We start from the raw sequence: 21,294 nt of genomic DNA on the forward strand, positions 1-21,294 counted from the left end.
CGGAATCAGAGCAGGCCTTCAACCGCGCCGCGCACTTCCGGTGACCACACGCCGCACTGCACCTGGCCGATATGCGACAGCTGCAACAGCAACATCACCAAACGCGACTGACCGATGCCGCCGCCGATGGTCTGCGGCATATCGCCGCGTAGCAACGACTGATGCCATTCCAGCTTCATGCGATCTTCATCGCCGGCCAGCGCCAGCTGATGTTTCAGCGCCGCGGCGTCGACGCGGATGCCCATGGAAGAAAGCTCGAAAGCGTCCTGCAGCACCGGGTTCCACACCACGATATCGCCGTTCAGGCCCGCCAGGCCATCCGCCGTCGGCGTGGTCCAGTCATCATAATCCGGCGCCCGCACATCGTGCGATTTGCCGTGCGACAGCTTGCCGCCGATGCCGATCAGGAACACCGCGCCCAATTCTTTGGCAATCGCCCGCTCACGCCCTTTGGCGTCCAGATCCGGATAGCGCTGCAGCAGGGTTTCGCTGTGCACGAAGTGGATCTGTTCCGGCAGGAACGGGGTCAGGCCATGCTCACGGCTGACTTCCGCTTCCGTCGCCTTGATCGCGGCGTAAATGCTGCGCACGGTACTTTTCAGATAGTCCAGGCTGCGCTCACCGTCGCCCATCACCCGCTCCCAGTCCCACTGATCGACGTACACCGAGTGGATTGGCGTCAGGCGGTCTTCATCCGGGCGCAGCGCCTTCATATGGGTATACAGGCCTTCGCCGGCACCGAAATCGTAGCTGCCCAGGGTTTTGCGTTTCCATTTCGCCAGTGAGTGCACCACTTCGAAGGTGGCGTCCGGCAAAGTTTTGACTTTGACCTGCACCGCTTTCTCGCTGCCGGAGAGGTTATCCTGCGTGCCGTCGCCCAGGCGGCTAAGGATCGGGGCCTGCACTTCGATCAGACCGAGCTGCTGTTCCAGCTGGCGGGAGAAGAAGGATTTGACCTGGCTGATTTGTTGTTGTTTTTGGATAAACTGTTTTTTCATTGCCGTATCTCTTGTAAACCTGTCTCTGTTGCCATCGATTAAGCAACAAAACGATACGCCAATTCAATATCCGTCAATCAATATTGCCTTTTCACTTTTAATCGTTCATTTTTACCCGGACTGAATTCAACAATCGTTAATTAATGGGGAATTAAATGGCGGAAATTTATCAGATCGATAATCTCGATCGCGGCATCCTCAACGCCCTGATGGACAATGCGCGCACACCGTACGCCGAACTGGCGAAAAACTTCGCCGTCAGCCCCGGCACTATTCACGTGCGGGTGGAGAAGATGAAACAGGCCGGGATCATCACCGGCGCGCGTATCGACGTCAGCCCCAAACAGCTGGGCTACGACGTGTGCTGCTTTATCGGTATCATATTAAAGAGCGCCAAGGACTACCCTTCGGCACTGAAGAAGCTGGAAAGCCTGGAAGAAGTGGTGGAAGCCTATTACACCACCGGCCACTACAGCGTCTTTATTAAAGTGATGTGCCGCTCGATCGACGCGTTGCAACAGGTACTTATCAACAAGATCCAGACCATCGACGAGATCCAGTCCACCGAAACGCTGATCTCGCTGCAGAACCCCATTATGCGCACCATCGTGCCGTAACCCGCCAAATTGCATACCCACATTATCCACAGGTAGATCCCAGCCGATTCACAGCGTACAATGCAGCCACTTTGAGTGAGAAGGTTGGGATCGTTGGTTCATGGCAGACATTACTCTGATCAGTGGCAGTACGCTTGGCAGCGCCGAATACGTGGCTGAACATTTGGCTGAAAAGCTGGAAGACGCCGGCTTCTCTACCGAGATGCTGCACGGCCCTGAACTGGATGAACTGCCGTTGAACGGCCGCTGGCTGGTGGTCTCTTCCACGCACGGTGCCGGCGAACTACCGGATAACCTTCAGCCGCTGTTGGAACAGATCGCTGAGCAGCAGCCGGATCTTTCAGAAGTGCAGTTCGGCGCCGTCGGTTTAGGCAGTTCGGAATACGACACCTTCTGCGGTGCGATCAAACAGATCGACGATCTATTGATCGCCAGAGGCGCTAAAAGGATCGGCGATCGTCTCGAGATCGACGTGACCGAGCATGAAATTCCCGAGGATCCGGCCGAGGAATGGGTAAAAAACTGGATTAATTTACTCTAATTCGTCTAAAGATCGCGCGAACGATTGTGGATAACTAAGCTTAAAAGCAGGGTAAAAGCCGTAGTTACCCCAATAACAACCGTAGTGCGCTTTTTGTCCTGTGCATAACAAGCCTTTTAGATCCCAGCTTATCTGCGTCGGGATCACCGATCATTCACAGCAAACGATCCTCCTTAATCTGCTGATCTTCATCGTGAATAGTCACTTATCCACAGAGGATCGCGATCCTAATAAGAGATCTAATAAAGAGATCTTTAAATAAAAAAGATCTTCTTTTAATTACCGACGATCCTGACCACTTGGTCGATCGTCTAAACTTGAGTAGAATCCCCGACCCCAGGGCAAATACGATCGTTCGCAATACGGCGAGGTGCAGTTCCATGTTTTATCCAGATCAATTTGACGTCATCATCATCGGTGGTGGCCATGCAGGTACCGAGGCCGCCATGGCCGCGGCGCGCATGGGACGTCAGACTTTATTATTGACACACAATATCGACACGCTGGGACAGATGTCCTGTAACCCGGCGATTGGCGGTATTGGTAAAGGGCATCTGGTTAAGGAAATTGATGCACTCGGCGGCCTGATGGCGACAGCGATCGACCACGCCGGCATACAGTTTAGGATACTAAACGCCAGCAAAGGCCCAGCCGTTCGCGCCACACGCGCTCAGGCGGATCGCGTGTTGTATCGCCAGGCTATCCGTACCGCGTTGGAGAACCAGCCCAATCTGATGATCTTCCAACAGCCGGTTGAGGATCTGATCGTCGAAAACGATCGCGTCGTGGGCGCCGTCACCCAAATGGGCCTGAAATTCCGCGCCAAAGCGGTGGTATTGACCGTAGGCACCTTCCTGGACGGCAAGATCCATATCGGCCTGGAAAATTACAGCGGCGGCCGCGCCGGGGATCCGCCTTCGATCTCGCTGTCTCAGCGTTTGCGTGAACTGCCGCTGCGCGTCAACCGCTTGAAAACCGGGACACCGCCACGCATCGACGCCCGCACTATCGATTTCAGCGTACTGGCGCCGCAACACGGCGATACGCCGGTGCCGGTATTCTCGTTCCTGGGCGATGCCAGCCAGCATCCGGAACAAATGGCGTGCTATATCACCCATACCAATGAAAAAACCCATGACGTGATCCGCAATAACCTCGATCGCAGCCCGATGTATGCCGGGATCATCGAAGGGATCGGCCCACGTTACTGCCCGTCGATCGAAGACAAGGTCATGCGTTTTGCGGATCGCAACGCGCACCAGATCTTCCTCGAGCCGGAAGGCCTGACCAGCAATGAGATTTACCCTAACGGGATCTCCACCAGCCTGCCGTTCGATGTGCAGATGCAGATTGTCCGTTCGATGGAAGGGATGCAAAACGCGCGTATTATTCGCCCTGGTTATGCTATCGAGTACGATTTCTTCGATCCGCGCGACCTGAAACCGACGCTGGAAAGCAAATTCATTCAGGGGCTGTTCTTTGCCGGTCAAATCAACGGCACCACCGGGTATGAAGAAGCCGCCGCACAGGGGCTGCTGGCCGGTCTGAACGCCGGTCGCTTCGCTGCCGAACAAGAAGGCTGGGCGCCACGTCGCGATCAGGCTTATCTCGGCGTGCTGGTGGACGACCTCAGCACCCTCGGCACCAAAGAACCGTATCGCATGTTTACCTCACGCGCCGAGTATCGTCTGATGCTGCGCGAAGACAACGCCGATCTCCGCCTGACGGAAAAAGGCCGTGAACTCGGCCTGGTGGACGACGTGCGTTGGGCGCGCTACAGCGAGAAGCTGGAGCGGATCGAACGTGAGCGTCAGCGCCTGCGCGACATCTGGATGCACCCGCATGCCGAGAACGTCGAACAGGTCAATGCGTTGCTGAAAGCGCCGCTGTCACGCGAAGCAAACGGCGAAGAGCTGCTGCGCCGTCCGGAAATGGACTACGCGCAATTGACCGCCACCGAGGCCTTCGCGCCGCCGTTGGACGATGTACAAGCCGCCGAGCAGGTTGAGATCCAGGTCAAATACGAAGGCTACATCGCTCGCCAGCAGGAAGAGATCGAAAAACAGCAGCGCAACGAGAACACCGTGTTGCCGTTGGATCTCGACTACCGTCAGGTTTCGGGGTTGTCGAACGAAGTGATCGCCAAACTGAACGATCACAAACCGAACTCCATCGGCCAGGCTTCACGCATCTCCGGCATTACGCCGGCGGCGATCTCGATTTTGCTGATTTGGCTGAAAAAGCAGGGGCTGCTGCGCCGCAGCGCATAAATCCCGCATCCAGGCGGCCGTTTGCTCAACCCGTAGCCAAACGGCCGCTGACATCACCTGCGCGCTGAATTATCATAGGCGCCTCATTGCGCCAGCTAACCATCCGCTGGTCGTTCAGCGCCTGCCAGAGGATCCGTTGTGCAAAAAAAATTAGACTCGCTGCTCGCGGCAGCAGGCATTGAGCTGCCCGATCAGCAGAAACAGCAGCTGCTGGGCTATGTCGGCATGCTGGATAAGTGGAACAAGGCTTATAACCTCACGTCGGTGCGCGATCCGCAGCAAATGCTGGTGCGCCACATCCTCGACAGCATCGTGGTCAACCCGCATCTGCAGGGATCGCGTTTTATCGATGTCGGCACCGGCCCCGGTTTACCGGGCATTCCGCTGGCGATCGTGCGTCCGGATGCGCATTTCACGCTGCTCGACAGCCTGGGCAAGCGCGTGCGTTTCCTGCGCCAGGTGCAGCATGAACTGGGCCTGAACAATATCGAGCCGGTTCAGAGCCGCGTTGAAGCGTTTCCGGCCGAGCCGCCGTTCGACGGCGTGATCAGCCGGGCGTTCGCTTCGCTGCAGGATATGCTGTCCTGGTGCCATCACCTGCCGGCGAAAGGGCAGGGGCGTTTTTACGCATTGAAAGGCGTGCGCCCGGATGAAGAATTGGCGCACCTGCCGGAGGGCGTTAGCCTGGAGTCTATCGTGCGGTTGCAGGTGCCTGAACTGGAAGGCGAACGCCATCTGGTGGTGCTTAAGGCAAACTGAGTTTGTTTTTGATCAAACAAGCGTGAATTAACGGTAGTACGGCGTGTAAAGGTAAGCAGGCTAATTAATTGGTCGCTTTTTTTAGTTAATTTACTTTCTATTAACACAAAAAACGCGGCTAATTAGCGACAATAGAGTAATTGCAATTAGAAATAGTCACGTTAGCAATCATGTGCGAAAGATTGGCCTTTGCTGCTAATGTTAATTGGCTGTTGGAATATTGCCCCGTTGCTTGTCAATAAAAGGTTTTCATCGGGTATACGGATTGTTTTTGAACAGTTAACTGATAATGTTTTGATTTATATAATCTTTTGATCGCTCAAATTGCTAAAGACGGTTTGATTGTCCATCGGCTATAAATCAGTGAAGGGCATTATTGTGATCGGCTTCGCGTTTCTAAACGCAACGCTGGAATAATCAGACAATTAAATGCGCCCTATTATTCCGACCGTTTTCTTGTGAAAATAGGCTGGAATAGGGAAATTTAAATAATTGTTCACCTTTTCGCTACTTATCGATTGAATTCGTTGGTATGCCCCGTATAATTTGCTCGTTTTTTGCTGCTTGACTCAGGACAGCAAAAACAGTTGTATACGTCACTCAGCATACCCCCTCTGGGGTACGGAGAGAACAAACGTCATGTCTGTGTCCCTATACAGCGGGAAAGTCGCACGCAAACTGCTGTTTTTGCAGTTAATGACTTTTGTTCTGATCAGCGTTGCTTTCTGGCTGAAAAGCCCGGAATGGAGCGCTTCGGCGTTGGCAGGCGGTCTCGCCGCCTGGTTGCCGAGTGCAATGTTTATGCTGTTTGCCTTGCGCCATCAGGCGCAAACGCCGGCGCCCGGTAGGGTTGCCTGGTCGTTCGCCATCGGCGAGGGGCTAAAGGTCGTGATCACCATCGTTTTGCTGATCGTGGCGCTGGGGGTGTTCAAGGCGGAGTTTATACCGCTTGGCCTGACCTATTTAGCGGTGTTAGTGGTGCAGATAGTGGCACCGGCCGTGATTAACAGTTACCGAACTTAACTAAATAAGGGTAAGAGGCATCATGTCTGCAGGAGAAGTCTTGACTCCACAGGAGTATATCGGTCACCACCTGACGCAGCTTCAGGTCGGGACTGGGTTCTGGTCGATCAACATCGACTCGATGTTTTTCTCCGTCGTCCTCGGGGCGCTTTTCCTGGTGATCTTCCGCAAAGTGGCCAAAAACGCCACCAGCGGCGTGCCGGGTAAACTGCAAACCGCCGTGGAGCTGGTAGTCGGTTTCGTCGACAGCAGCGTGCGCGACATGTACCACGGCAAGAGCAAGGTGATTGCGCCGCTGGCGCTGACCGTGTTCGTCTGGGTGTTCCTGATGAACCTGATGGACTTGCTGCCCATCGACTTCCTGCCTTACGTTGGCGAACACATCCTCGGCCTGCCTGCGCTGCGCGTCGTGCCTACCGCCGATGTGAACGTCACGCTGTCGATGGCGCTGGGCGTGTTTATCCTGATTCTGTTCTATAGCATCAAAATGAAAGGCGTTGGCGGGTTCGTTAAAGAGTTGACCATGCAGCCGTTCAACCACCCTGTATTCATTCCTATCAACCTGATTCTTGAAGGTGTCAGCCTGCTGTCCAAACCTGTTTCACTGGGTCTGCGACTGTTCGGCAACATGTATGCGGGTGAGTTGATCTTCATCCTGATTGCCGGCCTGTTGCCGTGGTGGTCACAGTGGGTCCTGAGCTTGCCTTGGGCTATCTTCCACATCCTGATCATTACGCTTCAAGCCTTTATTTTCATGGTTCTGACGATCGTCTATCTGTCGATGGCATCTGAAGAGCACTGATTTTCTTAAAACACTTGCACTTTTAAACTGAAACAAACTGGAGACTGTCATGGAAAACCTGAGTATGGATCTGCTGTACATGGCTGCCGCTGTGATGATGGGTTTAGCGGCAATCGGTGCTGCGATCGGTATCGGCATCCTGGGTGGTAAATTCTTGGAAGGCGCTGCTCGTCAGCCTGACCTGATTCCTCTGCTGCGTACACAGTTCTTTATCGTTATGGGTCTGGTCGACGCCATCCCGATGATCGCTGTAGGTCTGGGTCTGTACGTGATGTTCGCCGTCGCGTAAGTAGAGCAACCCTCTACGACGTAACCAAACTATTAACTTTTAAAGAGGCATTGTGCTGTGAATCTTAACGCAACAATCCTCGGCCAGGCCATCGCGTTCGTTCTGTTTGTCTGGTTCTGCATGAAGTACGTATGGCCGCCGATCATGGCTGCCATCGAGAAACGTCAGAAAGAAATCGCTGACGGCCTCGCTTCTGCAGAGCGTGCCAAAAAAGATCTGGACTTAGCGCAAGCCAATGCGACCGACCAGCTGAAAACTGCCAAAGCAGAAGCTCAGGTGATCATCGAGCAAGCGAACAAACGCAAAGCTCAGATCATGGATGAAGCGAAAGCCGAAGCCGAGCAGGAACGTAACAAAATCGTGGCGCAGGCTCAGGCTGAGATCGAAGCCGAACGTAAGCGCGCTCGTGAAGAGTTGCGTAAGCAAGTCGCGATGCTGGCAATTGCCGGCGCCGAGAAGATCATCGAACGTTCCGTGGATGAAGCTGCTAACAGCGACATCGTTGATAAACTGGTCGCTGAACTGTAAGGAGGGAGGGGCTGATGTCTGAATTTGTAACTGTAGCTCGCCCCTACGCCAAAGCAGCTTTTGACTTTGCCGTTGAGCACCAAAGCGTAGAGCGCTGGCAGGACATGCTGGCGTTTGCGGCTGAAGTCACTCGCAATGAACAGATTTCTGAACTGCTGTCTGGCGCGGTTGCGCCAGAAACACTGTCCAAGACGTTCATCGCGGTTTGTGGCGATCGGCTCGACGAACATGGCCAGAACTTTATCCGTGTAATGGCCGAAAATGGACGTTTACTGGTTCTTCCTGCCGTGCTGCAGCAGTTCATCGAACTGCGCGCCTCGCTGGAATCCACCGTCGAAGTCGAAGTGCTCTCTGCGAGTGCGCTGAGCGACGAACAGCAGGCGAAAATCGCCGCTGCGATGGAAAAACGTCTGTCACGCAAAGTTAAGCTGAATTGCAAAATTGACAAGTCTGTACTGGCCGGCATCGTTGTTCGCGCCGGCGATATGGTGATTGATGGCAGCGTTCGCGGTCGTCTTGAACGCCTGACAGACGTCTTGCAGTCTTAAGGGGACTGGAGCATGCAACTGAATTCCACCGAAATCAGCGAACTGATCAAGCAGCGCATTGCTCAGTTCAATGTAGTGAGCGAAGCTCACAATGAAGGTACTATCGTTTCCGTCAGCGACGGGATCATCCGCGTACACGGCCTGGCCGAAGTTATGCAGGGCGAAATGATCGCGCTGCCTGGCAACCGTTACGCAATCGCATTGAACCTGGAGCGCGACTCCGTTGGTGCCGTGGTCATGGGTCCGTACGCGGATCTGGCCGAAGGCATGAAGGTTAAATGCACCGGCCGTATCCTGGAAGTTCCAGTCGGTCGTGGTCTGCTGGGCCGCGTCGTTAACACCCTGGGCGCGCCAATCGACGGCAAAGGCCCGATTGAAAACGACGGTTTCTCTCCGGTAGAAGCTATCGCCCCAGGCGTTATCGAGCGTCAGTCCGTTGATCAGCCGGTTCAGACTGGCTACAAATCCGTTGACGCCATGATTCCAATCGGCCGCGGCCAGCGTGAGCTGGTGATCGGTGACCGTCAGACCGGTAAAACCGCGCTGGCGATCGATGCGATCATCAACCAACGCGACTCCGGCATCAAATGCGTTTACGTGGCTATCGGCCAGAAAGCGTCCACCATCGCTAACGTGGTACGCAAACTGGAAGAGCACGGCGCACTGGCCAACACCATCGTGGTGGTGGCGACCGCTTCCGAATCCGCTGCACTGCAATACCTGGCGCCATACGCCGGTTGCGCAATGGGCGAATACTTCCGTGACCGCGGTGAAGATGCGCTGATCGTGTACGATGACCTGTCCAAACAGGCCGTTGCTTACCGCCAGATTTCCCTGCTGCTCCGTCGTCCGCCAGGTCGTGAAGCTTACCCAGGCGACGTATTCTATCTGCACTCCCGCTTGCTGGAGCGTGCAGCGCGCGTTAACGCCGAGTACGTTGAAGCCTTCACCAAAGGTGAAGTTAAAGGTAAAACCGGTTCACTGACCGCTCTGCCGATCATTGAAACCCAGGCGGGTGACGTTTCCGCGTTCGTTCCGACCAACGTAATCTCGATTACCGATGGTCAGATCTTCCTGGAATCCAACCTGTTCAACTCCGGTATTCGTCCGGCAGTTAACCCGGGTATCTCCGTATCCCGTGTTGGTGGCGCCGCGCAGACCAAGATCATGAAGAAACTGTCCGGTGGTATCCGTACCGCGCTGGCGCAGTATCGTGAACTGGCTGCGTTCTCCCAGTTCGCCTCCGATCTGGACGACGCGACCCGCAAACAGCTGAGCCACGGTCAGAAAGTGACCGAGCTGCTGAAACAGAAACAGTATGCGCCGATGTCGGTTGCACAACAGTCTCTGGTGCTGTTTGCCGCAGAACGCGGTTACCTGAACGACGTCGAAGTCGCCAAAGTGGTGAGCTTCGAAGCCGCGCTGGTGGCCTATGCGGACCGCGAGCACGCCGAACTGCTGAACCACATCAACCAAACTGGCAACTTCAATGATGAGATCGAGGGCAAGTTGAAAGACGTCCTCGAGACCTTCAAGAAAACCCAGTCCTGGTAACGCCGAACGGTCCTGCTGTTGAAAGACAGCAGGCCGTCTGGCACTGAGGAGAAGCAGAGATGGCCGGCGCAAAAGAGATACGTAGTAAGATCGCTAGCGTGCAAAACACGCAAAAGATCACTAAAGCGATGGAAATGGTCGCCGCCTCCAAAATGCGTAAATCGCAGGATCGCATGGCGGCCAGCCGTCCTTATGCAGAGACCATGCGCAAAGTGATTGGTCACCTTGCGTTAGGGAATCTGGAGTACAAGCACCCGTACCTGGATGAGCGTGACGTTAAGCGCGTTGGGTATCTGGTGGTGTCTACTGACCGTGGTCTCTGCGGCGGCTTGAACATCAACCTGTTCAAAAAGCTGCTGGCGGAGATGAAAGCCTGGTCCGAAAAAGGCGTCGAAACCGATTTGGCGCTGATTGGCTCTAAAGCGGCCTCTTTCTTTGGTTCCGTGGGCGGCAACGTGGTTGCCCAGGTGACCGGCATGGGGGATAAACCTTCCCTGTCGGATCTGATCGGGCCGGTGAAAGTGATGCTGCAGGCCTACGACGAAGGTCGTTTGGACAAGCTGTACATTGTCAGCAACAAATTTGTTAATACGATGTCCCAAGAGCCGCAGGTGCTTCAGCTGCTGCCGTTACCGCCAGCCGATGACGAAGAGCTGAAGAAAACGCCTTGGGATTACCTGTATGAACCGGATCCAAAAGTGCTGCTTGATACCTTGCTGCGCCGCTATGTGGAGTCGCAGGTTTATCAGGGCGTCGTGGAAAACCTGGCCAGCGAGCAGGCCGCACGAATGGTCGCGATGAAAGCCGCAACCGATAACGGCGGTAGCCTGATCAAAGAGCTGCAGTTGGTATACAACAAGGCGCGTCAGGCCAGCATCACTCAGGAACTCACCGAGATCGTTTCGGGAGCCTCCGCGGTTTAAGCTAGGTTTACGAATTACGTAGAGGATTCAAGATGGCTACTGGAAAGATTATCCAGGTAATCGGCGCCGTGGTGGACGTCGAGTTCCCTCAGGATGCCGTACCAAAAGTGTACGACGCCCTTGAGGTAGAAAACGGCACCGAAAAACTGGTGTTGGAAGTTCAGCAACAGCTGGGCGGTGGCGTGGTTCGCTGTATCGCAATGGGGACCTCCGACGGTCTGCGTCGCGGTCTGAAAGTGAACAACCTGGACCACCCGATTGAAGTGCCGGTGGGTAAAGCTACCCTGGGCCGTATCATGAACGTATTGGGTCAACCCATCGACATGAAAGGCGACATCGGCGAAGAAGAGCGTTGGGCGATTCACCGCGCGGCGCCAAGCTACGAAGAGCTGTCCAGCTCCCAGGAACTGCTGGAAACCGGTATCAAGGTAATGGACCTGATTTGTCCATTCGCCAAGGGCGGTAAAGTCGGTCTGTTCGGCGGTGCGGGCGTAGGTAAAACCGTAAACATGATGGAGCTGATCCGTAACATCGCGATCGAGCACTCCGGTTATTCCGTGTTTGCGGGCGTGGGCGAGCGTACTCGTGAGGGTAACGACTTCTACCACGAAATGACCGACTCCAACGTTCTGGACAAAGTATCCCTGGTTTACGGCCAGATGAACGAGCCACCAGGTAACCGTCTGCGCGTTGCGCTGACCGGTCTGACCATGGCGGAGAAATTCCGTGACGAAGGCCGTGACGTTCTGCTGTTCGTTGACAACATCTACCGTTATACCCTGGCCGGTACCGAAGTGTCCGCACTTCTGGGCCGTATGCCATCCGCGGTAGGTTATCAGCCGACGCTGGCGGAAGAGATGGGCGTTCTGCAAGAACGTATCACCTCGACCAAGACCGGTTCCATCACTTCCGTACAGGCCGTTTACGTTCCTGCGGATGACTTGACTGACCCGTCTCCAGCCACCACCTTTGCGCACTTGGACGCAACCGTGGTACTGAGCCGTAACATCGCTTCTCTGGGTATCTACCCGGCCGTTGACCCGCTGGATTCCACCAGCCGTCAGCTGGATCCGCTGGTTGTTGGCCAGGAGCACTACGACGTAGCGCGTGGCGTGCAGTCCATTCTGCAACGCTACCAGGAACTGAAAGATATCATCGCGATCCTGGGTATGGACGAGCTGTCTGAAGAAGACAAACTGGTCGTATCCCGTGCGCGTAAGATCCAACGCTTCCTGTCTCAGCCGTTCTTCGTGGCAGAAGTCTTCACCGGTTCTCCGGGCAAGTTCGTATCGCTGAAAGACACCATCCGTGGTTTCAAAGGCATTATGGACGGCGACTATGACCACCTGCCGGAGCAGGCGTTCTACATGGTTGGCACCATTGAAGAAGCAGTGGAAAAAGCCAAGAAACTGTAACGCCTTGAGAGGAGGGTGATATGGCTATGACTTACCATCTGGATGTAGTCAGCGCGGAAAAACAGATGTTTTCCGGCCTGGTGCAGAAGATCCAGGTGACAGGCAGCGAAGGTGAACTGGGGATCTTCCCTGGCCATGCGCCGCTGCTGACTGCCATCAAGCCTGGCATGGTGCGTATTGTTAAGCAGCACGGTGAAGAAGAGTTCATCTACCTGTCTGGCGGCATCCTCGAGGTGCAGCCGAGCGTGGTTACCGTGCTGGCGGACACTGCTATCCGTGGTACTGACCTCGACGAAGCGAGAGCGTTGGAAGCTAAGCGTAAAGCTGAAGAACACATTCGCAGCTCTCATGGCGATGTCGACTATGCTCAGGCATCCGCTGAACTGGCGAAAGCGATCGCAAAACTGCGCGTTATCGAGCTCACCAGAAAAGCGATGTAATGTTTGGGTGCAGAGCACCCAACTTTAAGAAAGCGGCCTATAGGGTCGCTTTTTTTTACTTTAAAATAAGCATTTCAGCCCGGCGTACAGAGTGGTGTATAACCCCTGATATCGGGAAAGAAACGTCGCCGATCGCCGACAGTTTTTTCGTCCCAGCGTCGAATTGGCCGCGATAGCGGCAGGCCAAGGCCCACGCGGCCTGCGCCGGGTTCGTGCAGAGAAATATGTAGTAATATCGCCGCTAAACGGTTTTACTTTCGTCTATCAAAATGGAGTTATCAGGTTGCTTATGTCGAACAGCGCAATGAGCGTGGTTATCCTCGCCGCGGGCAAGGGAACACGCATGTATTCCGATCTTCCCAAGGTCTTACATCCGTTGGCCGGCAAGCCGATGGTGCAACACGTCATTGATGCCGCGATGAAACTGGGCGCGCAACATGTACACCTGGTATACGGCCACGGCGGCGATCTGCTGAAAAGCACGCTGACCGAGGGCGCGCTGAACTGGGTGCTGCAGGCCGAGCAATTGGGTACCGGCCATGCGATGCAGCAGGCGGCGCCGCATTTTGCCGACGATGAAGACGTATTGATGCTGTATGGCGACGTGCCGTTGATCTCCGTCGATACGCTGCAGCGCCTGTTGGCGGCCAAGCCGCAGGGCGGCATTGGCCTGCTGACGGTCAAGCTGGACGACCCGAGCGGCTATGGCCGCATCGTGCGCGAGCAGGGTGATGTGGTGGGCATCGTCGAACACAAGGACGCCAGCGAGGCGCAGCGTCAGATCAATGAGATCAATACCGGCATCCTGGTGGCGAATGGGCGCGATCTGAAGCGCTGGCTGGGGATGTTGAACAACGACAACGCTCAGGGTGAGTTTTACATCACCGATATCATTGCGTTGGCGCATGCCGACGGCAAGAAAATTGAAGCCGTGCACCCATCGCGTTTGAGCGAAGTGGAAGGCGTGAACAACCGTCTGCAGCTGGCGACCCTGGAGCGGGTGTTCCAGTCGGAACAGTCTGAAAAACTGCTGCTGGCCGGCGTAATGCTGTTGGATCCGGCGCGTTTCGACCTGCGCGGTGAACTTGTTCACGGCCGCGACATCACTATTGATGCGAATGTGATTATCGAAGGTCACGTCAAGCTGGGCGACCGGGTGAAAATCGGCGCCGGCTGCGTGCTGAAAAACTGCGTGATCGGTGATGACTGCGAGATCAGTCCTTACAGCGTACTGGAAGACAGCGTGCTGGAAGCCGACTGCACCGTGGGGCCGTTCGCCCGCCTGCGCCCTGGCGCGGAGCTGGCAACAGGGGCCCACGTCGGTAACTTCGTGGAAATGAAAAAGGCGCGTTTGGGCAAAGGCTCCAAGGCCGGTCACCTCAGCTACCTGGGCGATGCCGACATTGGCGATGACGTGAATATCGGCGCCGGCACCATCACCTGCAATTACGATGGCGCCAACAAGCACAAGACGCTGATCGGCGATGGCGTGTTCGTCGGTTCCGATACTCAACTGGTGGCGCCGGTGTCGGTCGGCAAAGGCTCCACCATTGCCGCCGGCACCACGGTGACGCGAGATATCGCCGAAAACGAACTGGTCCTGAGCCGCGTCAAGCAGGTGCATATTCAGGGCTGGCAGCGCCCGGTGAAGAAGAAGCCATAGTGTGTTTTGCGTTGGGCTCTATTCACGAGCCCAATACAAAACATAATAACCCCACCATCTACAGGCTCGGGGACGCACGGTAAAACCGGCAAAAATCAGGTCAAGGCATCGAAAACGTCCACGAAGGACGTTCATTAGGAATACAACTGATGTGTGGAATTGTAGGCGCAGTAGCGCAACGTGATATCGCAGAAATTCTGTTGGAAGGTTTACGCCGTCTCGAGTACCGCGGTTATGACTCCGCCGGTCTGGCGGTGGTCGACTCGCAGGGTAACGTCAGTCGCCTGCGCCGCGTAGGCAAGGTGCAAAAACTGGCCGAAGCGGCGGAGCAGACCGATCTGCACGGCGGCACCGGCATCGCTCACACCCGTTGGGCAACGCACGGTGAACCGACCGAGGCGAACGCGCACCCGCATGTTTCCGACTACATTACCGTGGTGCATAACGGCATCATCGAAAACCACGAGCCGCTGCGCGAACTGCTGATCGAACGCGGTTACCGCTTCAACTCTGAAACCGACACCGAAGTGATCGCGCACCTGGTGCACTGGGAACAGCTGCAGGGCGGTACGCTGCTCGATGTGGTTCAGCGCGTGATCCCACAGCTGCGCGGCGCTTACGGCACCGTGGTGATGGACAGCCGCGATCCGAGCGTATTGGTCGCGGCGCGCTCCGGCAGCCCGCTGGTTATCGGCCGCGGCGTCGGGGAAAACTTCATCGCTTCCGATCAGCTGGCGTTGCTGCCGGTCACCCGCCGCTTCATCTTCCTGGAAGAAGGCGATGTGGTGGAGGTGACTCGCCGCACCGTCAACATCTTCGACAAACAGGGTAACGCCATCGAGCGCCCTGAGATCGAGTCCCAGGTGCAGTATGACGCCGGCGACAAGGGCGCTTACCGCCACTACATGCAAAAAGAGATTTACGAACAGCCGCTGGCGCTGAAAAACACCCTGGAAGGGCGTTTCAGTCATGGCCAAATCAACCTGAGCGAGCTGGGCCCGCACGCCGACGAGCTGCTGGCCAAGGTGCAGCACGTGCAGATCATCGCCTGCGGGACGTCTTACCACTCCGGGATGGTGGCGCGTTACTGGTTCGAAGCGCTGGCCGGCGTGCCGTGCGATGTCGAGATCGCGTCCGAATTCCGTTACCGCAAATCGGCGGTGCGTCCGGGCAGCCTGATCATCACCCTGTCGCAGTCCGGCGAAACCGCCGACACGTTAGCGGCGCTGCGTCTGTCCAAAGAGCTGGGTTATCTCGGTTCGCTGGCCGTTTGTAACGTTGCGGGGTCTTCGCTGGTGCGCGAATCCGATTTGGCGTTGATGACCAAAGCGGGCACGGAAATCGGCGTTGCTTCGACCAAAGCCTTTACCACGCAGCTCACCGTGTTGTTGATGCTGGTGGCGCGCCTGGGCCGTCTGAAAGGCATGGCGGAAAGCGTGGAGCAGGAGATTGTGCACGGCCTGCAGGCGCTGCCGGCGCGTATTGAGCAGATGCTGTCGATGGATAAAGAAATCGAAGCGCTGGCGGAAGGTTTCTCGGACAAACATCATGCGCTGTTCCTCGGCCGCGGCGATCAGTACCCGATCGCCATGGAAGGGGCACTGAAGCTGAAAGAGATCTCCTATATTCACGCTGAAGCCTATGCGGCGGGTGAGTTGAAACACGGCCCGCTGGCGCTGATCGACGCCGATATGCCAGTGATCGTGGTGGCGCCGAACAACGAACTGCTGGAAAAGCTGAAGTCCAACATTGAAGAAGTGCGCGCGCGCGGCGGTCAGCTGTACGTGTTCGCCGATCAGGACGCCGGCTTCGTCAGCAGCGAAGGCATGACCATCATTCCTCTGCCGCACGTTGAGGAAATCGTGGCGCCGATCTTCTACACCGTGCCGTTGCAGCTGCTGTCTTACCATGTGGCGCTGATCAAGGGCACCGACGTTGACCAGCCGCGCAACCTGGCGAAGTCTGTCACCGTAGAGTAATTTGCCGCAGGTAAACTGCAAAAGCCGGCCTTCGCGCCGGCTTTTTTCATGAGCGACCTTAAAGATGACAGCGCGACCGATTCGGCGATAAACATTGTCATATTCAAGCGGATAGGCCGTGCCCAAACGGTTTTTTTGTTGTTTGGCAATTGCGCTATTTTTGATTTAATTTATTGATTTTTAAATAAACAAACCCCATTCAAATGCACTGTAATATAACTGTCATATTGCGTACATTTTTCTGTCACCAAACTGTCCTATTTTCCCTCCTGCAGCAATACTTACTCTGATTAAAACGACTCGACGTCGATTTTAAGTATCCCATTAGGAGGGATTATGAAACTGATGCGTACCACCGTCGCCAGTATTGTGGCAGCGACCTTCTCCCTGACCGCCGTGTCCGCGTTCGCTGCTGCCAGCCTGACCGGTGCAGGTGCGACATTCCCCGCTCCGGTTTACGCCAAGTGGGCAGATTCTTATCAGAAAGAAACCGGCAACAAAGTTAACTATCAGGGCATCGGCTCCTCTGGCGGCGTGAAGCAAATCGTGGCCAACACCGTTGACTTTGGCGCTTCCGACGCCCCGCTGTCTGACGACAAACTGGCGGCCGATGGCCTGTTCCAGTTCCCGACCGTGATCGGCGGCGTGGTGCTGGCTGTGAATATCCCGGGCATCAAATCCGGCGAACTGACGCTGGACGGTAAAACCCTGGGCGATATCTACCTGGGCAACGTCAAAAAGTGGAACGATCCGGCTATCACCAAGCTGAACCCAGGCGTGAAACTGCCTGACCAGAACATTGCCGTGGTGCGCCGCGCCGACGGTTCCGGCACCTCGTTCGTGTTTACCAGCTACCTGTCCAAGGTGAACGCGCAGTGGAAAGAGAAGATCGGCGCCGGTTCTACCGTTAACTGGCCGACCGGTCTGGGCGGCAAAGGCAACGACGGCATCGCCGCCTTCGTTCAGCGTCTGCCTGGCTCTATCGGCTACGTAGAATACGCTTACGCCAAGCAGAACAACCTGGCTTACACCAAGCTGGTGTCCGCCGACGGCAAACCGGTCAGCCCGACCGAAGAGAGCTTCAGCAACGCCGCCAAGGGTGCGGATTGGAGCAAAACCTTCGCTCAGGATCTGACTGACCAGAAAGGCGACAACGTGTGGCCAATCACCTCCACCACCTTCATCCTGGTGCATAAAGAGCAGAAAAACCCTGCTCAGGGCGCCGAAGTGCTGAAGTTCTTCGACTGGGCCTACAAAACCGGCGGCAAGCAGGCTAACGAACTGGATTACGCCACCCTGCCGAAAGAAGTGGTTGAGCAGGTGCGTGCGGCCTGGAAAACCAACGTAAAAGACAGTTCAGGTAAAGCGCTGTACTAACAACGCAGGGGCGCGGGTTCGCCGCGCCCCACACAGTTCTTCAGGCTCCGATCCCGGTTGGGGCTGCCAGGGTTCAAACAGAGAGTAATCTATGGCTGAGTACAAGCCGACCATCAAAGCACCGGGCAAAAACGGTGACATCATTTTCAGCGCGCTGGTGAGACTGGCTGCGCTGATTACCCTATTGTTGCTGGGCGGCATCATCGTTTCGCTGATCTTCGCCTCCTGGCCAAGCATGCAGAAATTCGGCTTCGCCTTCCTGTGGACCAAAGAGTGGGATGCGCCGGCGGAGCAGTTCGGCGCGCTGGTGCCTATCTACGGCACCGTGGTCACCTCACTCATCGCGCTGATTATCGCCGTGCCGGTGAGTTTCGGCATCGCGCTGTTCCTGACCGAACTGGCGCCGAACTGGTTGAAGCGGCCGCTGGGCATCGCCATTGAGCTGCTGGCGGCCATCCCGAGCATCGTCTACGGCATGTGGGGCCTGTTCGTGTTCGCCCCGCTGTTCGCCGAATATTTCCAGACGCCGGTGGGCGACGTGCTGTCGGGCATTCCTATCGTCGGCGAGCTGTTCTCCGGCCCGGCCTTCGGCATCGGCATTCTGGCCGCCGGGGTTATCCTGGCTATCATGATCATTCCTTACATCGCCGCGGTGATGCGCGACGTGTTCGAACAGACGCCGGTAATGATGAAAGAGTCGGCCTACGGCATCGGCTGCACCACCTGGGAAGTCATCTGGCGCATCGTGCTGCCGTTCACCAAAAACGGCGTCATCGGCGGCGTGATGCTGGGTCTGGGCCGAGCGCTGGGGGAGACCATGGCGGTAACCTTTATCATCGGCAACACCTACCAGCTCGACAGCGCTTCGCTGTATATGCCGGGCAACAGCATCACCTCGGCGCTGGCCAACGAATTCGCCGAAGCCGAGTCCGGCGTGCACACCGCCGCACTGATGGAGCTGGGCCTGATTCTGTTTGTTATCACCTTTATCGTGCTGGCGCTGTCGAAACTGATGATCATGCGTCTGGCCAAGAATGAGGGGCGTTAACATGGCGACGATGGATATGCAAAACGCAGTCGTTCTGGCGGAAAGCCGCCGCAAAATGCAGGCCTGGCGCCGGCAGAAAAACCGCCTCGCGCTGTTCTTGTCGATGGCGACCATGGCGTTCGGGCTGTTCTGGCTGATCTGGATCCTTATCGCCACCGTGACCAAAGGCTTCGACGGCATGTCGCTGGCGCTGTTCACCGAGATGACCCCGCCGCCGAACACCGCGGGCGGCGGCTTGGCCAACGCCATCGCCGGCAGCGGCCTGTTGATCCTGTGGGCGACCATTTTCGGCACGCCGCTGGGCATCATGGCCGGTATTTACCTGGCGGAATACGGACGTAAATCCTGGTTGGCGGAAGTGATCCGCTTTATCAACGATATTCTGTTGTCCGCACCGTCGATCGTGGTGGGCCTGTTCGTTTACACCATTGTGGTGGCGAAGATGGAACACTTCTCCGGTTGGGCCGGCATCGTGGCACTGGCGCTGCTGCAGGTGCCGATCGTCATTCGCACCACCGAGAACATGCTGAAGCTGGTGCCGGATACGCTGCGCGAGGCCGCTTATGCGCTGGGCACGCCGAAATGGCGCATGATTTCCGCCATCACGCTGAAGGCGTCGGTGTCCGGTATCATCACCGGCGTGCTGCTGGCGATTGCGCGCATTGCGGGGGAAACGGCGCCGCTGCTGTTCACCTCGCTGTCGAACCAGTTCTGGAGCACCGACCTGATGCAGCCGATCGCCAACCTGCCGGTGACCATCTTCAAATTCGCCATGAGCCCGTTCGCCGAATGGCAACAGCTGGCCTGGGCCGGGGTGCTGTTAATCACCCTGTGCGTACTGTTACTGAATATCCTGGCGCGCGTGATTTTCGCCAAGAAAAAGCATTCATAAAATTTTGAGCGCCGCTTTGGCGGCGCTGATGAAAAGAGAGAAGTCTTGATGAGTATGGTTACTGACGCTTCCAGCAGCAAAATTCAGGTACGCGATCTGAACTTCTACTACGGCAAATTCCATGCGCTGAAGAACATCACGCTGGATATCGCCAAGAACAAGGTCACCGCGTTTATCGGCCCATCCGGCTGTGGCAAGTCCACCCTGCTGCGCACCTTCAACAAGATGTACCAGCTGTACCCGGAACAGCGTGCGGAAGGCGGCATCCTGCTGGACGGCCAGAACATCCTGACCGACAACTCGGATATCGCGCTGCTGCGCGCCAAGGTCGGCATGGTGTTCCAAAAGCCGACGCCGTTCCCGATGTCGATTTACGACAACATCGCCTTCGGCGTTCGCCTGTTTGAAAAGCTGTCGCGCGCCGATATGGACGAGCGCGTGCAGTGGGCGCTGACCAAAGCGGCGCTGTGGAACGAAACCAAGGACAAGCTGCACCAGAGCGGCTACAGCCTCTCCGGCGGCCAGCAGCAGCGTCTGTGCATCGCCCGCGGCATCGCCATTCGTCCGGAAGTGCTGTTGCTGGATGAGCCTTGCTCGGCGCTGGATCCGATCTCCACCGGCAAGATTGAAGAGCTGATCAGCGAGCTGAAGGCTGATTACACCGTGGTGATCGTGACGCACAACATGCAGCAGGCGGCGCGCTGCTCCGACTCTACCGCATTTATGTATCTGGGCGAGCTGATCGAGTTCAGTGATACTGATAACCTGTTCACTGCGCCGCAGAAAAAGCAGACTGAAGACTACATCACTGGCCGTTATGGTTGATAGGAAGCATCATGGATAACCTGAATTTAAACAAACACATTTCCGGCCAGTTCAACGCAGAGCTCGAGCATATCCGCACCCAGGTGCTGACCATGGGCGGGCTGGTGGAGCAGCAGCTGACCGACGCCATCACCGCGATGCACAATCAGGATGGCGAGCTGGCCAAGCGCGTGATCGAAGGCGACGCCAAGGTCAACATGATGGAAGTGGCGATCGACGAAGCCTGCGTGCGCATTATCGCCAAGCGCCAGCCGACCGCCAGCGATCTGCGTCTGGTGATGGCGATCATCAAAACCATTTCCGAGCTGGAACGCATCGGCGACGTGGCGGACAAGATCTGCCGCACCGCGCTGGAGAAGTTCTCGCACCAGCACCAGCCGCTGCTGGTCAGCCTGGAGTCGCTGGGGCGCCACACCGTGCAGATGCTGCACGACGTGCTGGACGCGTTCGCGCGCATGGATCTGGACGAAGCGATCCGTATTTACCGTGAAGATAAAAAGGTCGACCAGGAATACGAAGGCATCGTGCGTCAGCTGATGACCTACATGATGGAAGATTCGCGCACCATTCCGAGCGTGCTGACCGCGTTGTTCTGCGCCCGTTCTATCGAGCGTATCGGCGATCGCTGCCAGAACATCTGCGAATTTATCTTCTATTTCGTCAAAGGACAGGATTTCCGTCATTTGGGCGGCGACGCCCTGGAAAAGCTGCTGTCTCCGGGCGGTAAAGACGAAAAAGACGACTAACCCTTTCCGGGTAATATCCTTCCAAGGCGCGGTTTCCCGCGCCTTTATTCCATCTTA

At 56.3% G+C, this 21,294-nt stretch carries 21 protein-coding genes; 20 read left to right on the forward strand and 1 reads right to left on the reverse strand.

Features of this window, described 5'->3' with window-relative positions; genetic code table 11:
• Positions 1-5: 5 nt before the first annotated feature.
• Positions 6-998: an aspartate--ammonia ligase gene (gene asnA / locus ACORQT_RS24205; protein WP_444859298.1), complete on the reverse strand. Its 993-nt coding sequence runs from the start codon at positions 996-998 to the stop codon at positions 6-8.
• A gap of 155 nt (positions 999-1,153) precedes the next feature.
• Between asnA and asnC the strand changes: the two genes are divergently transcribed.
• The 20 genes from asnC to phoU all read left to right on the forward strand — a co-directional run bounded on the left by asnC (position 1,154) and on the right by phoU (position 21,237).
• Positions 1,154-1,615: a transcriptional regulator AsnC gene (gene asnC, locus ACORQT_RS24210; RefSeq protein ID WP_004933786.1), complete on the forward strand. Its 462-nt coding sequence runs from the start codon at positions 1,154-1,156 to the stop codon at positions 1,613-1,615.
• A 100-nt stretch (positions 1,616-1,715) separates the two neighbouring features.
• Positions 1,716-2,156 carry an FMN-binding protein MioC gene (gene mioC, locus ACORQT_RS24215; protein WP_015379470.1) on the forward strand — a complete coding sequence of 147 codons (441 nt, stop codon included), beginning with the start codon at positions 1,716-1,718 and terminating at the stop codon, positions 2,154-2,156.
• Between the two features lie 380 nt (positions 2,157-2,536).
• Positions 2,537-4,426 carry a tRNA uridine-5-carboxymethylaminomethyl(34) synthesis enzyme MnmG gene (gene mnmG / locus ACORQT_RS24220; protein ID WP_033645158.1) on the forward strand — a complete coding sequence of 630 codons (1,890 nt, stop codon included), beginning with the start codon at positions 2,537-2,539 and terminating at the stop codon, positions 4,424-4,426.
• Between the two features lie 138 nt (positions 4,427-4,564).
• On the forward strand, positions 4,565-5,185 hold the full coding sequence (rsmG, locus tag ACORQT_RS24225; RefSeq protein WP_025304738.1) for a 16S rRNA (guanine(527)-N(7))-methyltransferase RsmG: 621 nt from the start codon (positions 4,565-4,567) through the stop codon (positions 5,183-5,185).
• Between the two features lie 639 nt (positions 5,186-5,824).
• Positions 5,825-6,208 (forward strand): F0F1 ATP synthase subunit I, encoded by a 384-nt coding sequence (gene atpI, locus ACORQT_RS24230; RefSeq protein WP_004933796.1) that lies wholly within the window; start codon positions 5,825-5,827, stop codon positions 6,206-6,208.
• A gap of 22 nt (positions 6,209-6,230) precedes the next feature.
• Complete coding sequence (gene atpB, locus ACORQT_RS24235; RefSeq protein WP_015376132.1) at positions 6,231-7,010, forward strand: F0F1 ATP synthase subunit A; 780 nt, start codon at positions 6,231-6,233, stop codon at positions 7,008-7,010.
• A gap of 49 nt (positions 7,011-7,059) precedes the next feature.
• A complete protein-coding gene (gene atpE / locus ACORQT_RS24240) occupies positions 7,060-7,299 on the forward strand; it encodes a F0F1 ATP synthase subunit C (RefSeq protein ID WP_004093904.1) in 240 nt (79 codons plus the stop codon).
• Between the two features lie 57 nt (positions 7,300-7,356).
• Positions 7,357-7,827, forward strand: coding sequence for a F0F1 ATP synthase subunit B (gene atpF, locus ACORQT_RS24245; RefSeq protein ID WP_004933804.1), 471 nt, complete (start codon positions 7,357-7,359; stop codon positions 7,825-7,827).
• Between the two features lie 14 nt (positions 7,828-7,841).
• Entirely contained in the window at positions 7,842-8,375 is a 534-nt protein-coding gene (atpH, locus tag ACORQT_RS24250; RefSeq protein WP_025160298.1) for a F0F1 ATP synthase subunit delta, read from the forward strand.
• 12 nt (positions 8,376-8,387) lie between these two features.
• Complete coding sequence (gene atpA, locus ACORQT_RS24255; RefSeq protein ID WP_033652328.1) at positions 8,388-9,929, forward strand: F0F1 ATP synthase subunit alpha; 1,542 nt, start codon at positions 8,388-8,390, stop codon at positions 9,927-9,929.
• A gap of 59 nt (positions 9,930-9,988) precedes the next feature.
• Positions 9,989-10,852: a F0F1 ATP synthase subunit gamma gene (atpG, locus tag ACORQT_RS24260; RefSeq protein ID WP_004933811.1), complete on the forward strand. Its 864-nt coding sequence runs from the start codon at positions 9,989-9,991 to the stop codon at positions 10,850-10,852.
• Positions 10,853-10,884: 32 nt separating this feature from the next.
• Positions 10,885-12,267 carry a F0F1 ATP synthase subunit beta gene (gene atpD, locus ACORQT_RS24265; protein ID WP_004933813.1) on the forward strand — a complete coding sequence of 461 codons (1,383 nt, stop codon included), beginning with the start codon at positions 10,885-10,887 and terminating at the stop codon, positions 12,265-12,267.
• Positions 12,268-12,287: 20 nt separating this feature from the next.
• Positions 12,288-12,707, forward strand: a complete 420-nt coding sequence (locus ACORQT_RS24270; protein ID WP_004933814.1) for a F0F1 ATP synthase subunit epsilon — start codon at positions 12,288-12,290, stop codon at positions 12,705-12,707.
• A gap of 289 nt (positions 12,708-12,996) precedes the next feature.
• Positions 12,997-14,370, forward strand: coding sequence for a bifunctional UDP-N-acetylglucosamine diphosphorylase/glucosamine-1-phosphate N-acetyltransferase GlmU (glmU, locus tag ACORQT_RS24275; protein ID WP_033652327.1), 1,374 nt, complete (start codon positions 12,997-12,999; stop codon positions 14,368-14,370).
• A gap of 149 nt (positions 14,371-14,519) precedes the next feature.
• Positions 14,520-16,349: a glutamine--fructose-6-phosphate transaminase (isomerizing) gene (glmS, locus tag ACORQT_RS24280; protein WP_117188760.1), complete on the forward strand. Its 1,830-nt coding sequence runs from the start codon at positions 14,520-14,522 to the stop codon at positions 16,347-16,349.
• A gap of 336 nt (positions 16,350-16,685) precedes the next feature.
• Positions 16,686-17,726 carry a phosphate ABC transporter substrate-binding protein PstS gene (gene pstS / locus ACORQT_RS24285; protein ID WP_033645155.1) on the forward strand — a complete coding sequence of 347 codons (1,041 nt, stop codon included), beginning with the start codon at positions 16,686-16,688 and terminating at the stop codon, positions 17,724-17,726.
• Positions 17,727-17,817: 91 nt separating this feature from the next.
• On the forward strand, positions 17,818-18,774 hold the full coding sequence (pstC, locus tag ACORQT_RS24290) for a phosphate ABC transporter permease PstC (protein WP_016929615.1): 957 nt from the start codon (positions 17,818-17,820) through the stop codon (positions 18,772-18,774).
• Position 18,775: 1 nt separating this feature from the next.
• Positions 18,776-19,666 carry a phosphate ABC transporter permease PstA gene (gene pstA, locus ACORQT_RS24295; RefSeq protein WP_019455481.1) on the forward strand — a complete coding sequence of 297 codons (891 nt, stop codon included), beginning with the start codon at positions 18,776-18,778 and terminating at the stop codon, positions 19,664-19,666.
• A 54-nt stretch (positions 19,667-19,720) separates the two neighbouring features.
• Entirely contained in the window at positions 19,721-20,491 is a 771-nt protein-coding gene (gene pstB / locus ACORQT_RS24300) for a phosphate ABC transporter ATP-binding protein PstB (protein WP_016929614.1), read from the forward strand.
• 11 nt (positions 20,492-20,502) lie between these two features.
• Entirely contained in the window at positions 20,503-21,237 is a 735-nt protein-coding gene (phoU, locus tag ACORQT_RS24305; protein ID WP_004933833.1) for a phosphate signaling complex protein PhoU, read from the forward strand.
• The last annotated feature ends 57 nt before the right edge of the window (positions 21,238-21,294 follow it).

The organism is Serratia sp. (in: enterobacteria) (assembly GCF_052400455.1).
GTDB lineage: Bacteria > Pseudomonadota > Gammaproteobacteria > Enterobacterales > Enterobacteriaceae > Serratia > Serratia ureilytica.

Excerpts from the sequence above, each read along its gene's own strand:
- asnA (WP_444859298.1), bottom strand. The coding sequence starts at position 998 with ATGAAAAAACAGTTTATCCAAAAACAACAACAAATCAGCCAGGTCAAA.
- asnC (WP_004933786.1), top strand. The coding sequence starts at position 1,154 with ATGGCGGAAATTTATCAGATCGATAATCTCGATCGCGGCATCCTCAAC.
- mioC (WP_015379470.1), top strand. The coding sequence starts at position 1,716 with ATGGCAGACATTACTCTGATCAGTGGCAGTACGCTTGGCAGCGCCGAA.
- mnmG (WP_033645158.1), top strand. The coding sequence starts at position 2,537 with ATGTTTTATCCAGATCAATTTGACGTCATCATCATCGGTGGTGGCCAT.
- atpI (WP_004933796.1), top strand. The coding sequence starts at position 5,825 with ATGTCTGTGTCCCTATACAGCGGGAAAGTCGCACGCAAACTGCTGTTT.
- atpB (WP_015376132.1), top strand. The coding sequence starts at position 6,231 with ATGTCTGCAGGAGAAGTCTTGACTCCACAGGAGTATATCGGTCACCAC.
- atpE (WP_004093904.1), top strand. The coding sequence starts at position 7,060 with ATGGAAAACCTGAGTATGGATCTGCTGTACATGGCTGCCGCTGTGATG.
- atpH (WP_025160298.1), top strand. The coding sequence starts at position 7,842 with ATGTCTGAATTTGTAACTGTAGCTCGCCCCTACGCCAAAGCAGCTTTT.
- atpA (WP_033652328.1), top strand. The coding sequence starts at position 8,388 with ATGCAACTGAATTCCACCGAAATCAGCGAACTGATCAAGCAGCGCATT.
- atpG (WP_004933811.1), top strand. The coding sequence starts at position 9,989 with ATGGCCGGCGCAAAAGAGATACGTAGTAAGATCGCTAGCGTGCAAAAC.
- atpD (WP_004933813.1), top strand. The coding sequence starts at position 10,885 with ATGGCTACTGGAAAGATTATCCAGGTAATCGGCGCCGTGGTGGACGTC.
- ACORQT_RS24270 (WP_004933814.1), top strand. The coding sequence starts at position 12,288 with ATGGCTATGACTTACCATCTGGATGTAGTCAGCGCGGAAAAACAGATG.
- glmU (WP_033652327.1), top strand. The coding sequence starts at position 12,997 with ATGTCGAACAGCGCAATGAGCGTGGTTATCCTCGCCGCGGGCAAGGGA.
- glmS (WP_117188760.1), top strand. The coding sequence starts at position 14,520 with ATGTGTGGAATTGTAGGCGCAGTAGCGCAACGTGATATCGCAGAAATT.
- pstS (WP_033645155.1), top strand. The coding sequence starts at position 16,686 with ATGAAACTGATGCGTACCACCGTCGCCAGTATTGTGGCAGCGACCTTC.
- pstC (WP_016929615.1), top strand. The coding sequence starts at position 17,818 with ATGGCTGAGTACAAGCCGACCATCAAAGCACCGGGCAAAAACGGTGAC.
- pstA (WP_019455481.1), top strand. The coding sequence starts at position 18,776 with ATGGCGACGATGGATATGCAAAACGCAGTCGTTCTGGCGGAAAGCCGC.
- pstB (WP_016929614.1), top strand. The coding sequence starts at position 19,721 with ATGGTTACTGACGCTTCCAGCAGCAAAATTCAGGTACGCGATCTGAAC.
- phoU (WP_004933833.1), top strand. The coding sequence starts at position 20,503 with ATGGATAACCTGAATTTAAACAAACACATTTCCGGCCAGTTCAACGCA.